Raw genomic sequence first — 13,497 nt, 5'->3', positions numbered from 1 at the left:
AGGAGTTCCCGACGGCGCCGGAATTTAGGAATTGGACGTCACGAGGTGTAAGAGAAGGCTTATGTGATTGTAGTTGTTATCCGATGGTGGCCGGACCAGAAAATCTTTACTATCCAGACAGTTGCAAGACATCAATCGGCGGAGGGTTGGCTCCCGGGTATTTGGTTGGACCCGTCCGTCAACTCGCCGGTTGGTCCCCGCGGGAAAGCGGTGATGGCCGCCGTTTCGGCCATTGTCGATGGCAAGGGGATCGATCCACACGCCGCCTCCCGCGGGCGTGGAATGCCATATGAAAAGGATGGATATCATGGCCAAGCATGAGAAGGGCGCTCAGCGCGTGATGAAGCATTCGACGGGACGTGGCGCGATGACCGGGAGATGGTTGCTCGCCGCCGTGGTGCCGGCTTTGTTGTCGGTCAGTCCGGTGCAGGCGGCGACGCAGTGTTTCGTCCTGGAGATGGGGTATACGGCCGACCTGCATCATTGCGACGATCTTTCCACCTGCCTGGACAAGCGTGGCGTGTTCGTTCAATTCGGCGACAAGATGACCGCGGCGGAACTAGCCAGTAGCTGGGGGACGATAACCGGCGGGTGCCTCGGATTCCCCGAAACGGTGAACCCCGGCATGGAGGTCTATGTCAACCCCGAGTCGGTGCCGATCGTCACGGCACAGCACTTCAGCAACGGTTCCTGGGGGGTTGCGGAGGCTGTCGGTCACACCATCGCGCGTGGGGCGGTGGTCAACGGCGCCAGCCCCGCTCCGAGTGATCGATTCTGTCTGTGGCGCGAAGTTTTGCCGTTCACTTCGTGCGACGGCACGCATGCCTATGAGACCATCGAATTCGATACCGAGCACTTTACCTATACCCCCTCTACTTCCGACCAGCCCCTGTCGGGATGGCGTTGTGAGCAGGATTCGGGGGCCTATACGGTGACGCAGTACATCGACGGCAACGGCAACAGCACCTGCCCTCAAGTCGGCGACACCCCCTACGCACCGTAACCGGGTGTCTGCAACGATCGACGCAGGCGGGATTGGGGGCGGGGTTCCGCCCCGGTCTCGCCGCAGATCGGCAGCCTCCCGGGAAGCACGGTCCAATCCAAGGGCCGCCGGGCGGGCGCACACACACGTGCGCTGGCGGCGCTGGGGTCCAGGCGCTGGGGTCAGGTCTTTCTTATTGCCTATCAATGCGACCCCGGGTAGTGTGGCCTCATGGCCAGACCACTACGAATTGAATTCGCAGGCGCCCTTTACCATGTAACCTCTCGAGGAAATGGGCGCGAGGAGATCTATCGCAAGAACGATGATCGCCTCGCCTTTCTGGGAACTCTTGGCGAGGTTTGCCAGGGCTTCAACTGGGGGATACACGTCTATTGCCTGATGGACAACCATACCCATTATCAATCGAGCAGAGAAGGCAACGAGAAAGGCTTGACCCCACCGTGTTGACGCCCCCCGCTCCGCCGACTCCCATACGGCGATTCCGACCCTGTCGGCGCGGATCATTGGCCGGCGATCAGGGCCAGTCCCTCCACGCGCAGGAGACGAGTGCGCTGGTGAAACTGCTGGACCTGGCGCTGACCATCGCGGACAAAATGTCCCCGCAGGGCCGCTCGTCGCAGTAGATCAACCAGTATCTGTTCTTCGCTTCGTAAGGGACGGCGTACTAGTCCGAACAGTGATACGTCAGATCGGAAAACTGGAAGCGAATCGGTTTGTCGGTTTTTTTGATCAGGATGGCCGCGTAGGGGTAGTTGACGGCCTGGGTGACCGCGCAGTTCGACCCGGCGCTGACGAAATACCCATAGACGTTCATGTAGGTGGAGGACTCATACGTCCTGTTCACCATCACTTCGAGCCCGCCGGCGTTCCTTCTCCCGACCCCGCCGGCAACTACCTGATAGTTCGTAAAGTCGATGTCGGGCGCGGTAGTCAAACCCTCCGAATATCCGTCCACGACATTCTGGGAAACCAGCTCGTTGTAAAACGATTCCCACCCTTCCCGGGAGGTGATGGTCCTGCTCCACGGCTCGCCGCTTCGGTACTCGAAGGGAAGGGTCAATACACTGTGGGAGAAGATCTCATTCGCCTGTTCTCCGGCGGCGCCCGAGGGGCCGCTGATGGCGGCGAGAATGATCGGAAAAGCCCCTTTCCAGAAATGCGCTTTCATCTGTTTCACTCCTCAAAGATTCGTGTCGACGACGGTGTCCTTCACCGGGCGGGTCGCTGCCAATGCGCCGGCCAGTCGTCGAAGTGGGCCACCACCTCCCCGTCGATCAGTAGCGAGTAGAGGGGCTCGGCGGGAAAATCGTTCAGCCGGATCGACCAGCACGCCCCGTCGACCTCGGCGGTGAAGGGGTGTTCGGGATCGTCGGTCCGCCGCCAGGGGATCTCCCGGGCGGCCCGGGCGGCGAACCGGCCGTCAGTGCCCGCCACCGCTCGGCAGGCCGAAGAGCTGGTTGAACTCCGCGCTGGTGCGGCTGGAGCTGTCGACGATCGCCTCGAAGACGGCATCGCCGATCAGCCCCTCGGCGCGGTTCGCCTTCACCAGCTCGTCGAAGGTGGGTCCGTCGGGATTGCCGTACTTCGCCTCGTCCCGCTCGTGCAGCAGCGCCACCTCCTGCTTGTCGCGCATGAAGTAGCGGGCGTTGATCCGTGCGTTGTGGCGGATCTCGTAGGCCCGCTCGGCGCGCTCGCGGGGATCCTGCTGATCGGCGATCCACTCGCGGTTGAGCGCCGGGATCACCACCACCTGCTGGTTGTACCAGAAGCGGATCTCGGCGTTGCTCACCGGCACCCCCACCGCGCCGGGCGGGCACGCGCCGTAGTCCGGCGCGCCGGCGGCGTAGCCGACGTTGAACAGCATCAGCAGCGCCAGCAGCGGCGCGATCAGTCCCCATCTCTTCTTCATCGTGGTCAGCTCCTCGTCATCGGCGGAACGGCGGAATCCGTCAGTCGCCGGAGCTTAACCGCTCGTTGGGCTGCGCGACAGCCTCCTCCCGGTTCCTGCCGTCGAACTGGATGAGCTTCCGTCGCGAGCCGATCCGGCAACACGAGACAACGGGGCGGCAGATGCCGTTTCGCCAATTGCCACGGGGTGCGGTTTCGCGCGGAGAGACAAAAAAAAACCCGGCGACAGGCCGGGGTTTTCGCGGGGCATTCAGCGTTTCACGCGCCCAGGAGTTCCAGGATCAGCTCGACCAGCTCTTCCTCGGCTTCGTTTTCGTTGGTCAGCGCGTCGGGGGTGAGGACCTGTTCGTCGCAACTGCCGTCAAAGCCCGACCACTTGCCGTCACTGTAGGAATCGAACGTATCGATTCGACACGACCCGGGAGCCGTATCGGAATCGATGTACTGCGTGACATGCAGCGATGCCGCTCCGTTGGCGGGGGTTTCGCACTCCGCGAAGGGAAGCACGTCGTTTGCCAGAATGTACTGTTTGTCGTCCCCCTCGAACTGGAATACCGCGGTCCAGAAGTCCAACGTGTCGGACTCCTGGGTGGCGGGATATACCGGGGACGCCTCGCCGGGGCCCAAATTGGTGACGGTGAATACCTTCTGGATATTCCCGGACAGACCCGGAACGCTGGTCGAGTGCCCCAGCGCGGCGTAGGTGATAACGGTGCTGGTGTTGTTTACGATCTGACATTGGCATTGCATGGGTAGTTCTCCTGAAGAAGGTCGAGAAGTCCAACGGCTGGTGTCCGTGTCGCGGCGCGCCGTTCGCGCGCATGGTGGCGGCGGCTCCTTCCGATCATGGGATCGTCCGGCGATTCGCGAGCCGCCGCGCGTGGCGGGGGCCTGCGGATGGTCGGTGAACGAACGGCCGCGCCGCGCCCGTATGTGCTACTTCGCTCCGCTGATAGCGATAGGGAGCCTAACAACACGGACGGATCCGTTGCTGACAATGCCTGACATCGGGTGGGGTCGGTGAAATGGTGGGGTTGGTTTCGTTCTTGTTATGCCATTCCCTTTTCGGCTTCGGCCGTCACCTCCGTCATTCGCATCCGGCCGTTTTCCTGGTGGAAGACGATGTGCTTTCGCCAGGCCTCGCTGGTCTCGGGATAGTCCTCCCGCTGGTGTGCGCCCCGTGATTCCGTCCGCCGCAGGGCCGCCCGCGCCATTAGCGCGCCGAGGAGCAGGATGTTTTCGGTTTCGAAGAAGGCCGCGAGCGCGTCGGGAGAGCGTTCACCGAGTAGGCTGAGGGGCTCGGCATCCCGGTTTCGGATCGCCTCGATGCGCTCGACCGCGGTGCGCAGCCCGTCACCGTTGCGGATCACGCCGACGAATTGGCTGATCGTCTCGACCACCCTGCGCCTGACGGCCCGGTGATCGGTCCCCCGGTTGCGATCGCGTAGGCGGACCACCCTTTGCCGAAGCGCATCGGTGCCGGGACGTCGCAGGGCGGTGGGCGCAGAAGCCTGCGCCGCGGTTGCCGCCGACCGACCGGCGATCGCCCCGAATACCTGGGTTTCGGTCAACGCATTGCCGCCCATGCGATTCGCGCCGTGGACGCCGGCGACCACCTCGCCCGCGGCGAAGAGCCCCGGCACCCCGGTGGCGCAGCGCTCGTCGATCACCACGCCGCCCATGAAGTGGTGCGCGGCGAGGGACCACTCGTAGGGCTGCCATGCAGGGTCGATCCCCGCCGCCGCGCAGGCGCGCGTGAACTTTTCGACCCGGTTCAGCTGGTCGCTCGGCACGTCCGACAGATCGCCGTAGATGCCGCCGTGGGGGCTCTGCCTGCCGGCCATGATTTCGAGCTGGGCGCAGCGGGCCAGTTCGGCGCGGGTCACCCGCTCCAGGCGGTCGGGATGATATCTGCGCATGTAGCGCTCATGCAGACCGTTGTACAACCGCCCCCCCGTGGAGACGAACCCGTCGAAGGGCGGAAGCACCCCTTTCAGCGCCGGCGGGTGGATGATGCACTGGCGCATCTGCACGAACTCCATGTGCGAGAGACGGGCCCCCGCCCGGTAGGCCAGCGCATAGCCGTCGCCGGTGATGCCCGGCGCGTTGGTGGAGAAGGCGTAGAGATGGCCGCCGCCGCCGCTGGCCAGGACCACGGTTTTGGCGGCGAACGAGCAGAGCGCGCCCGATTGCAGGTCGATACCGACGGCGCCCGACACCGCTCCATCCGTCTTCAGCAGATCGACGACCATGATCCGTTCGTGCACCGGGATCTCCCGCCGACGCACCTCCTCCACCAGCCCCTTGATCCAGTCGCCGCTGTAGGGCCTGCCCGCCGGCAGGGCGCGCGGCACCGAACAGCCGTTGGCGTCCCGGATATCGAACTGACCGTTCTCCTCCAACTGCTCGGTGCCGAAGCGCTTCAGGTCGCGGGCCCGCTCCGCCGCTTCTTCCACCAAGCGCTGGACCAGGTGCGGGTAGTTCATCTGCGCGCCGTTCCTCAGGGTGTCCGTGCGGTATTTCTCCGCGCTGTCCGCCTTGGCGAGCGGCGCGAGCATCACGCCGCCGGCGAGGATCGTGTTGCAGCCCGCGGGAAAGGCGCCTTTGGAGACCACCCGGACATCCACGCCGCGGTCGTCGGCCTCGATGGCGGCGCGAAGCCCGGCGCCCCCCGCGCCGATGACCAGGACATCGGTGGTCAACGGCCTCTCTGCGAATTCCGGCATGGATTTCCCCTTCGCTAAACAGGATGGATGCGTTGGCTCGATCCCTGCCAAGGGTCTCCTTCTCGACTACCTCTCGTTGTTTTCGATCGCGGCCCGAAACCGGCCATTCATGGAACGGAAGTTTTCGTGGTAGGAATTCATCATTTTTTGCCGTATCGCAATGGATTGTCCAACGAATCGACCACATCAAGGATGTCGAACGGTGGTGAGGGGAACCGGCGAAGGTGGGCGGGTCACCACAAATAGATGCTGACTTCCTTGTTCAGGATGGAGAGTCCGTACCGCTCGGTACAGGGCGCCCGGGCCACCCCGTAACAGACATGGAGCGGCAGCAGATGCTCCTCGCGGGGGTGGCAATAGCGGGCGCCCGGGGCATCCGACCAGCCGATCAGCCGCCGCACCCGCTCCTCCTCCGAACCGAGGGCGTCGCAACAGGTCTCCGCCAGCCACGCCTCGAAGGCGTGGTTCCGCGCGCGGGATTCGGCGGTGTCGGGCGAAAAGAATGCCTGCAGATTGTGAAAGGAGAAGCCGGAACCGACGACCAGGACGTTGTCCCGGCGCAAGGCGCCGAGCGCCTGCCCGATGCGGATGTGCCCGCCCGGATCGAGGTCCTTCACCAGGGAGAGCTGCACGCAGGGGATGTCCGCCTCCGGGTACATGAGCTTGAGGGGGACGAAGAGGCCGTGATCGAAGCCCCGCGACGCATCCAGCCCGGCGTCGATCCCCGCGTCGCCGAGCAGCGCATGGACCTCCTCGGCCAGCGAGGGCTCGCCGGGGCAGGGGTATTGGATGTGATAGGAGGCCTCCGGGAAGCCGTAATAGTCGTAGATCAGCGACGGCTGCCTGCCGGCGGTGATCGTCGGGAGCGCCTCCTCCCAGTGGGCGCTGACCACCACCAGGGCATCGGGCCGGGGGATGCCGGCGGCGATCTCTTGGAGGCGGGAGACCATCTCCCGGTGGCCGGGGTCCCCCAGCAGCGGCAGCGGTCCACCGCCGTGGGAGAGGAATAGCGCCTTCGGTCTGGAGCCTGGAGTCCGGTTACCCATCGAAATCCTCCCATCCGGGTTTCAGAGTGGCGAGGGTATAGGAAATCCCGAGCCGATTGGGCAGAAAAAGGGCGGTTGGCGCCCACTCATTGCGATGGGTGTCCTGCTAATTCTCGCCCCATTTGCCAGGCCCACCCCCTACCAAGCCGGCTCGGCGAGGAATCGTAGGGTGGACAAGCGATAGCGCATCCACCAAGACGGGACGGCGGCCACCCGGTCGGGATCGCCTTCCATCCGACCGGCTACCGCGCAGGTGCCAGCCACCCCTTGATGAAGGCCAGGGCGCGGCGCGCCTCCCGATCGTTCTGGGCGGTCTTGGCCATCATCACCGCCCCCTCCATCAGCGACAGGATCAGCGAAGCGGCCTGCTGCGGGTCGATCGCCGTGTTGAGCTCCCCGGCCTCCCGCGCCTGTTGCAGCAGGCCGGCGAAGCTGCCCCGCACCCCCTCGAACACGTCGCTCACCGCGCGGCGCACGGGCTCGCTGTTGATGCTCAGCTCCAGCGCCAGATTGCCGAAGTAGCAGCCGCGGATCTCGCAGCCGTCCTCGCTGCACAGGGTGCGCTCGATCATCGTCTCCAGCACCCGGAAGAGGATCGCCAGCGGGCGTTCCCCCGGGAAGGTCGGGGCCAGTTTCAGCTCCCGGTAGGCCTCCTGTTTGTGCCACTCCACGGTGGCCGCGGCCAACGCCTCCTTGGTCTTGAAGTGGTAGTAGAAGTTGCCCTTGGTCACCCCCGCCTCGGCGATGATGCGGTCGAGACCGGTGGCGTTGTAGCCGTTCAGGTAGAACAGGCGGCTCGCCGCGTCGAGGATCCGCTCGCGGGTCCTGAGGGCCTTCTCGGAGTACTGCTTCATGAACCGACCGATCAGTCTATTTTGTGGTAACCATTGCAGGTCGAACGGAGAGTGTCAAGCTCACCGTACCCCCGCTTCGGTATCGGACTCGATCTTCGAACCGTCGAAATCGAGCCCCCCTCCGAGGTTCAGGCGGTTCTCCCGCAGGTGCTCCTTCAGCTTGCGCACCACCGGCACCAACCCGTAGTCGACTGCCCACAAGCCCTGGACGTAAGGGTCGGAAAAGCTGTCGTGCAAATAGTAACGACGGCTGACGAAGTTGGAGAGTCCGTGCTCACCACTGTGCCGCCCGGTGATGTCGCCGAGCAGTTTCATCGCTTTGTCGCGGCTATAGCGCAGGAGTAGAAAGCGCCGCCTCTCGCCGTCGAGATCGGGCTCCAACCTGGCGAAGGGCGCCTGAAACGATTCGCGGTCCGCGGGCAAGCAGGCGGACCCGGCCAACTCCGGTGTGACCAACAGTTTGCCGATGAGCAAAGTTCGCCACATCCGGTAGTAGATGAACCCCAGGTGCGGGGAGAGCAGGTTGGTACCGCCATCGTAAGCGGAGCCGTCCTCCGCCGCGCTGATCAGATGAAAAAGCGCGTGGCAGAGTAGTTCCGGAATCCTTTCCACCGGCGGCTCATCGGTGAGTTCGTCCCTGCGGGCGCGCCTCAGGAGCGACATCTCGGCCTTTTCCAGGTACATCCCCCCCTTGAGGTGCGAGGCGAAGATCCGTTCGTGGATCGGAAACGCCCCCATGCTGCGGATATTGAGCAGCCCGACGCTCTCTTCCCACTCCGCATAAGGCGCGTCCAGCGGCTTCACCAGCCAATAGGCCTTCAACACGCGGCTGAACTGGCTGATCGGCGGCGCGATCCAATTGATCAGCGCATCCTCATGGCGGCGGAACGATTCGTCGCGGACCCACTCACCGCTCCGATAGAGCAGGCGCAGTCGTTCTGAATGGACCTCGTAGCTGGCCTCGAAGGAGCTGGTCATCAACTCCTCCGTGCGCCCGCGATCACTGAAATTCCGAGGGAACAACCACTTCCAACGGGAGGGCTTCAACCGCTGCGCGGGCGCGGGAAGAGTGACGTCGAGCAACAGGCACTGGCGATAGGCGAAGGCGAGGAAATACTGCAACTTGAGCAGAGAAAGCGCCGCCTCCGACGGCGTCTCGCTGAGGTAGTAGGCGACGGCCGACTCGACATACAGCCGCGGTCCCAGCCTGTCGATCCGCGAAAGTAGGGCGGCGACCCGCGGACCGGGCTCGGTGAACACCCGCTCCGGGTCGCCGGTGCCGAATAACTCCTTCAGTTTGCCGTCGCTCTCGATCTCCTTCAGCACGGCGAGGTGCTTATGGACCCTCTTAAACAGCCGATTGACCGGATTGGTCGCGCCTTCGGTACCCCGCGCCCAGTAGGACTCCTCCGGTGGGGGCGGGATATCGCTCATATCGCGTCCAGTGGCCAACAGGAGATTGAAGCGGTAGCAGCTGATGGCGGAGAGGGCGTCGGCGAGCCCCGACAAGTTAAAGCCGATCGCCCGCAGCGATTCGGCACGCAGGTTGGGCTGGGCGAAGTCGTGACATCCGGGCTGGTTCGACTTGAGACACTCGACGTCGATCAACAGGCCCTTCAACGCCTCGATGTACTTGCTCGCTGCCCCCAGGAAACGCGAGCGGATAATCCGAATCTCCGCCCACCGGCTGAGCAAACGCGAGCGAAACAGGTCCATCTCCCGGCCCTCCGGCGAGATCGGCGGGAAGCGATCACCGATCCGCTCACTGTCCTTCAGATAGCCGGTGAACTTGTGGATCATCCGGTCCATGATCCGATCGCTCTGCTCCGGCGTCTGGTCCTTCTTGGCATGCACGAACGCCAAACAGACGTAGGGCTGGATCAGCACCGTGAGGAGAGAGATGTTGGGCGCAATGGCCCGCTTGCCGAGCTTGCGCCGCAATACGTGATCCACCGCGCGATAGGCCTGGAAGTAGCGCGAGATCGCATCGTCGTACTGGCTGCGCTGCTCCGACATCAAGCCCATCTTGAGGAGGATGCGGACATAGGCCACCAGGGCATTGACCGAGGTGGTAATCGGATAGTACTTCCGCTCGTCGGTGGTGCCGAACTTCCTCGAACGAACCATTCGGGTCTCCGCCGATCCACCGGAATTGGCATCGGGAAGATCCATGCTCCGCAGCCTCCCCGCAAGATGGGTCAATGCGTTGCGGTACTCGTTGAGCGCCTCGCTGAACTCGCGATCCAGGCTGTAGAGATCGCCTAGTATGGTATGGAGCGAGGCGAGGCTGAGACTCGATGGCGGCTCGTGGGAACCGCCCTGTCCATGGATTGCCGATTCGTAGCGAAGCTGCGCATCGAGCAAGTCGCGGTAGTGCTGCTTGATGCTGATCGACTCGTCGAGGGTGAAGTTGAAGGCCGCTAGATCGCGCTCGCTAAACTGTGAGATGTAGGCGACCTCCGGCTGGAAGTAGTGGAGGAACCGGTAGTCGTAGAGCCCGTTGTCGACCCGGCGCAGATACGGCGTGAGCATCTTACCGAGCAGGATGTCGATCACCTGGGGAAGAGCCGGCGCGCGGTGGATGTCCAGAACGTCCGGCATCCGTTCCAGGTCACGGATGCTGAAGGCAACCGCATGGAACTTGAACAGATAGTCGAGGATCGAGAAGGTCGACAACGACAGCTTATCACCGAACTGGCGAACCAGATGGCTGGTCTCGCCATGGAGCATGATGAATACATGACTGATCAGCTGGATCTGATACTGCTCACGCTGATCGAAGCGCAAGACGAAGCGGATGCCGTGGCCGATCGGGGGATGGGGGTGGTAGTGCCGCGGTGATCCGGTGAAGAGATCGCGCGGCATCGGTTGGACGAACTGCTCGAATTGCAGCGCCAACTTCTTCGGACTGCCCGCACTGCGATAGGAGAGATAGTAGATGAAGTCCTGGAGGAAGGAGATCAGTTCGATTGCGCGCTCGGGCGCGTCCGGAAGGACCCGCAGCAGGTACTCGGCGTAGATCGACAGCGACCAGCAATCGTAGTCCACGAAGGTCAGTATTCGCCGCCCCTCACCACGTTCGTCCGCTCGCTGTTGTCGATCGTAGTGCAGCTTGAGCGCCACCGAGCGCGGCATCAGTCGCCGGCAGACATACTGTTCCACCATCGAGCTGATATCCTCGCCGTCATCATCGGACGCATCGGTGAGGAAACTCGGCACGTAGAAGGTCTCGTCGAACAGCGAACTGTAGAGGTGGTTGACCTCGCCCTGATCGGCGAGGTCGGCATCCATCATGTCCCGGCCGGCAATGAAGATGAAGCGGCACGGCGCAACGGTAATCAGGTTCTTCAAGTTGGCCAGCAACTGCTCCACCTCGAACTTGCGTCGCCGCACGGCCACCGCTGCGCTGACCTCGGTGCTGCGACGCTCGGAGGTATCGACCATCTCGCGCGTCGGGTTGATCTTGTCCAACTCGTCGAAGATGAAGATGATGTCCGGCTTTGGCAGCAGGAAGAGGATTCGACGATTGGTCTCCAAAGCATCGAGGATCAGGCTCTCGGCCTGACGGCTGTCGAGCGGCTGATAGGTGCGCCGACGCCGCACACCGAACCGACCCAACGGCGTCTCGGAGCGGACCCCGCTATCGACGGTGTCGGTGGCGACGATTCGCGAATGGATGTAGGCGATCTGGCGGGTCACCCGCCCCGGCCCGAACATGAAGAGGAGCTGGATGACCGCACTGAAAAGGCCGAACGTCGTGGCGAAGACCAGCAGATGGTATGGCCGCGGGTATTGCCCTGGGATGTAACCGGCGACATCCGTCAGGAAGTGAATGGCGATGAACCGTGACCAACTGTCCTGGTAGGGAAGCAGATGATCGTCATGGCTGCAGGCGATCTTGTAGATTCCCTCGCTACCGACCCCGTCGCATTGGGCGAATTCCGGGAGGATCTGAAATTCGTCGTGATTGTTTTGTACCGCCACTGAGGCATCGACCGCGGCGCCGCCCCCGCCGGTGTTCGACGGCTGCCCCTGCTGGTCGGTACGCGGCGGCGCGAGCGGCTCTCGAAGCTTCGCCGCGCAGTCGCTCACGATCTGGTCACGTTTCCGCTCGTCGACGGGCGCCACGCCCGCGACGAATTTGCGTTGAGGAGCGATCTCACCCACCCGATAGCCGACGAACGACAGCGATACCGGGATTCCCGCCCGTTGCGGGCGGGGGTCGGCGGCGTGATCACACGCCTCGCGTGCCAGCACCCTGTCGGGGGTTCCCAACCACACCCAGCGGGAGAAGTCCGCCAGCGACTCACCGATCTCGCAGTAGGCGCGCTGCGCGAGGCTGGCGTTGTCCGCTTCTCCCGGGTCGTCAAAGATCGTTTCGCAATAGTTGGAAAAGTGCGCGCCGATCCCTTGCTCGATTTGCGCTGCCCGTTCGGCCAACAGACTGATCAGATCATCACGTGCACTCTCCTCTTCAGGGCGAAAGCACGAGCGTATCCGCGTCCGCACCGCATCGACAAAGTTCTCCTTCTCGAAAAAGATCTTCCCTTCGATATCCTGCAGCCGCTCTCTCACCGTGCGGGCGTCGCCGACACACGGGAGATCCACCCTCTCCTGCGGAAGATTTCGGGCGTGGTGGATGAAGACGCTGAATATCTGGCGTTCGATGGTCTGCTCGGCGTGTTCGTTCTCCTGTGTCGTGGCGGTATAGAGGAGATTGGCGAGCACCAGGGAGCACGCGGTGGAGATCACCCATTTGGCCAGCGTCGGCAGGGAGAAGATCCCGACGTGGTCGCGATAGCGGATGTGCAGCAGGGTGGCAATGTCGAAGAGCAGGCGTTTGGTATCCAGCTTCTCGTGACCGAGATTGATCTGCACCAGCAGCACCGGACGGAACAACCACGCCCACCAGCGCAGCGGATTGAGGGCTTCGAAGCCACGGGAGAGATAGAGGTAGAGCGCTACCGCCAAGGCGGTGAACACGCCGATCGCCAAGTAACCAGCGATGACCCGGTCTTCGACGCCGGGCAGCAGGCTGCACATCAATCGAGTTGGCCAGCCCGATGGGTGGGTCAGGAACAGCCCGGAGAGCACGAGCGCGGATGGGATGATGAATGGACAGGCTATCAGACGCGCGCCGTTGATCAGATGGCCGATCACCAGCGACGGGGCGGAGCCAACCGATCGCGAGTAGTTGTTGAAATAGTGGTACCGCTTCAGCAGTGCGAGGTGAATCGAACCAAATAGCCGAGCGAAGAACACGCCGAGGAGACGGGGCAGGCCCGACAGCGCCGTCGGGTGAATCACCCGATTGACTTCTGCCCGCCCCATCCGGTAGTCCTCCAGCACCTTTTTCACGAAGCTGGTCTTGCCGACACCGCGGTAGCCGGCTACCAGATAGCTGCCGGAGCTGTTCTGGCTGTGTTTCAACACCGAGAGAAATTTGTTGCACAGCTCCTCCCGACCGAAGAAATTGCTGTGCGAGGACTCGCGCCGGTAGGGCTCGTGATGGAAATGGAAACGGGGCAGCGGGATCGCCCAGATGAGGAAGCGGGAATCCTCCTCGAATATCTTTCGTTCGGGATCGCGGCGGCAGTGGCGGATGGAGTGCCACCAGCGAAAGACGCTCGCCGCCAGGAAGGTAAAGAGGGCACTGACGAAGGCGTATCCCTCCCGCGTCCGCACATCCGCTGCGGCGTGCGAGTCGAAGTAGGGAGTGGGAATCAGGTAAAACGCCGCGGCGACGAGCGCGACGATCACCGAGATATGTTGAACAACCTTGGCCCGAAAATCGGGCGACCTTCGTTTGCAATCGGTAAGGTCCGCTCTCGGTGACATCGCTTCCACTACTCCCATGGCGCGTGCGTTGGCGGGCCCAGCCGCACCCTTGGCGATCCCGAGTGGCGGCGAGCGGGAACGGAGCGTATCCGGTAAAAAGTTATCTGTCATCAGTAAACCGC

9 protein-coding genes are annotated in these 13,497 nt (G+C 63.2%); 1 reads left to right on the top strand and 8 read right to left on the bottom strand.

Translation table 11 applies throughout. The features are described from left to right. Nucleotides 1-307 precede the first annotated feature (307 nt). Nucleotides 308-1,003, top strand: coding sequence for a hypothetical protein (locus ACYQ2W_RS13855; protein ID WP_459868113.1), 696 nt, complete (start codon nt 308-310; stop codon nt 1,001-1,003). Nucleotides 1,004-1,667: 664 nt separating this feature from the next. On the opposite strand, the gene ACYQ2W_RS13850 is transcribed toward ACYQ2W_RS13855, so the two are convergent. The 8 genes from ACYQ2W_RS13850 to ACYQ2W_RS13815 all read right to left on the bottom strand — a co-directional run bounded on the left by ACYQ2W_RS13850 (nt 1,668) and on the right by ACYQ2W_RS13815 (nt 13,486). Next, on the bottom strand, nt 1,668-2,171 hold the full coding sequence (locus ACYQ2W_RS13850; RefSeq protein WP_459868111.1) for a protease complex subunit PrcB family protein: 504 nt from the start codon (nt 2,169-2,171) through the stop codon (nt 1,668-1,670). A 41-nt stretch (nt 2,172-2,212) separates the two neighbouring features. Further along, entirely contained in the window at nt 2,213-2,437 is a 225-nt protein-coding gene (locus ACYQ2W_RS13845) for a hypothetical protein (RefSeq protein ID WP_459868108.1), read from the bottom strand. Then, the gene (locus tag ACYQ2W_RS13840; RefSeq protein WP_459868105.1) at nt 2,424-2,912 is read right to left on the bottom strand and encodes a hypothetical protein; all 489 of its coding nucleotides are present in this window, start codon (nt 2,910-2,912) and stop codon (nt 2,424-2,426) included. The genes ACYQ2W_RS13845 and ACYQ2W_RS13840 overlap by 14 nt, the downstream gene beginning before the upstream one ends. A gap of 257 nt (nt 2,913-3,169) precedes the next feature. After that, on the bottom strand, nt 3,170-3,661 hold the full coding sequence (locus tag ACYQ2W_RS13835) for a hypothetical protein (RefSeq protein WP_459868102.1): 492 nt from the start codon (nt 3,659-3,661) through the stop codon (nt 3,170-3,172). A 299-nt stretch (nt 3,662-3,960) separates the two neighbouring features. Continuing rightward, complete coding sequence (locus ACYQ2W_RS13830; RefSeq protein WP_459868099.1) at nt 3,961-5,613, bottom strand: FAD-dependent oxidoreductase; 1,653 nt, start codon at nt 5,611-5,613, stop codon at nt 3,961-3,963. A 257-nt stretch (nt 5,614-5,870) separates the two neighbouring features. Beyond that, nucleotides 5,871-6,683 carry a DODA-type extradiol aromatic ring-opening family dioxygenase gene (locus ACYQ2W_RS13825; RefSeq protein WP_459868096.1) on the bottom strand — a complete coding sequence of 271 codons (813 nt, stop codon included), beginning with the start codon at nt 6,681-6,683 and terminating at the stop codon, nt 5,871-5,873. Nucleotides 6,684-6,925: 242 nt separating this feature from the next. Then, entirely contained in the window at nt 6,926-7,537 is a 612-nt protein-coding gene (locus tag ACYQ2W_RS13820) for a TetR family transcriptional regulator C-terminal domain-containing protein (RefSeq protein WP_459868093.1), read from the bottom strand. A gap of 60 nt (nt 7,538-7,597) precedes the next feature. Beyond that, nucleotides 7,598-13,486 (bottom strand): hypothetical protein, encoded by a 5,889-nt coding sequence (locus tag ACYQ2W_RS13815; RefSeq protein WP_459868090.1) that lies wholly within the window; start codon nt 13,484-13,486, stop codon nt 7,598-7,600. Nucleotides 13,487-13,497: the final 11 nt, after the last annotated feature.

This window comes from Endothiovibrio diazotrophicus (assembly GCF_054657215.1).
Note: the sequence above shows the minus strand (reverse complement) of the source record. Positions and strands in the feature narration are given on the sequence as shown.

Excerpts from the sequence above, each read along its gene's own strand:
- ACYQ2W_RS13855 (WP_459868113.1), top strand. The coding sequence starts at position 308 with ATGGCCAAGCATGAGAAGGGCGCTCAGCGCGTGATGAAGCATTCGACG.
- ACYQ2W_RS13850 (WP_459868111.1), bottom strand. The coding sequence starts at position 2,171 with ATGAAAGCGCATTTCTGGAAAGGGGCTTTTCCGATCATTCTCGCCGCC.
- ACYQ2W_RS13840 (WP_459868105.1), bottom strand. The coding sequence starts at position 2,912 with ATGAAGAAGAGATGGGGACTGATCGCGCCGCTGCTGGCGCTGCTGATG.
- ACYQ2W_RS13835 (WP_459868102.1), bottom strand. The coding sequence starts at position 3,661 with ATGCAATGCCAATGTCAGATCGTAAACAACACCAGCACCGTTATCACC.
- ACYQ2W_RS13825 (WP_459868096.1), bottom strand. The coding sequence starts at position 6,683 with ATGGGTAACCGGACTCCAGGCTCCAGACCGAAGGCGCTATTCCTCTCC.
- ACYQ2W_RS13820 (WP_459868093.1), bottom strand. The coding sequence starts at position 7,537 with ATGAAGCAGTACTCCGAGAAGGCCCTCAGGACCCGCGAGCGGATCCTC.
- ACYQ2W_RS13815 (WP_459868090.1), bottom strand. The coding sequence starts at position 13,486 with ATGACAGATAACTTTTTACCGGATACGCTCCGTTCCCGCTCGCCGCCA.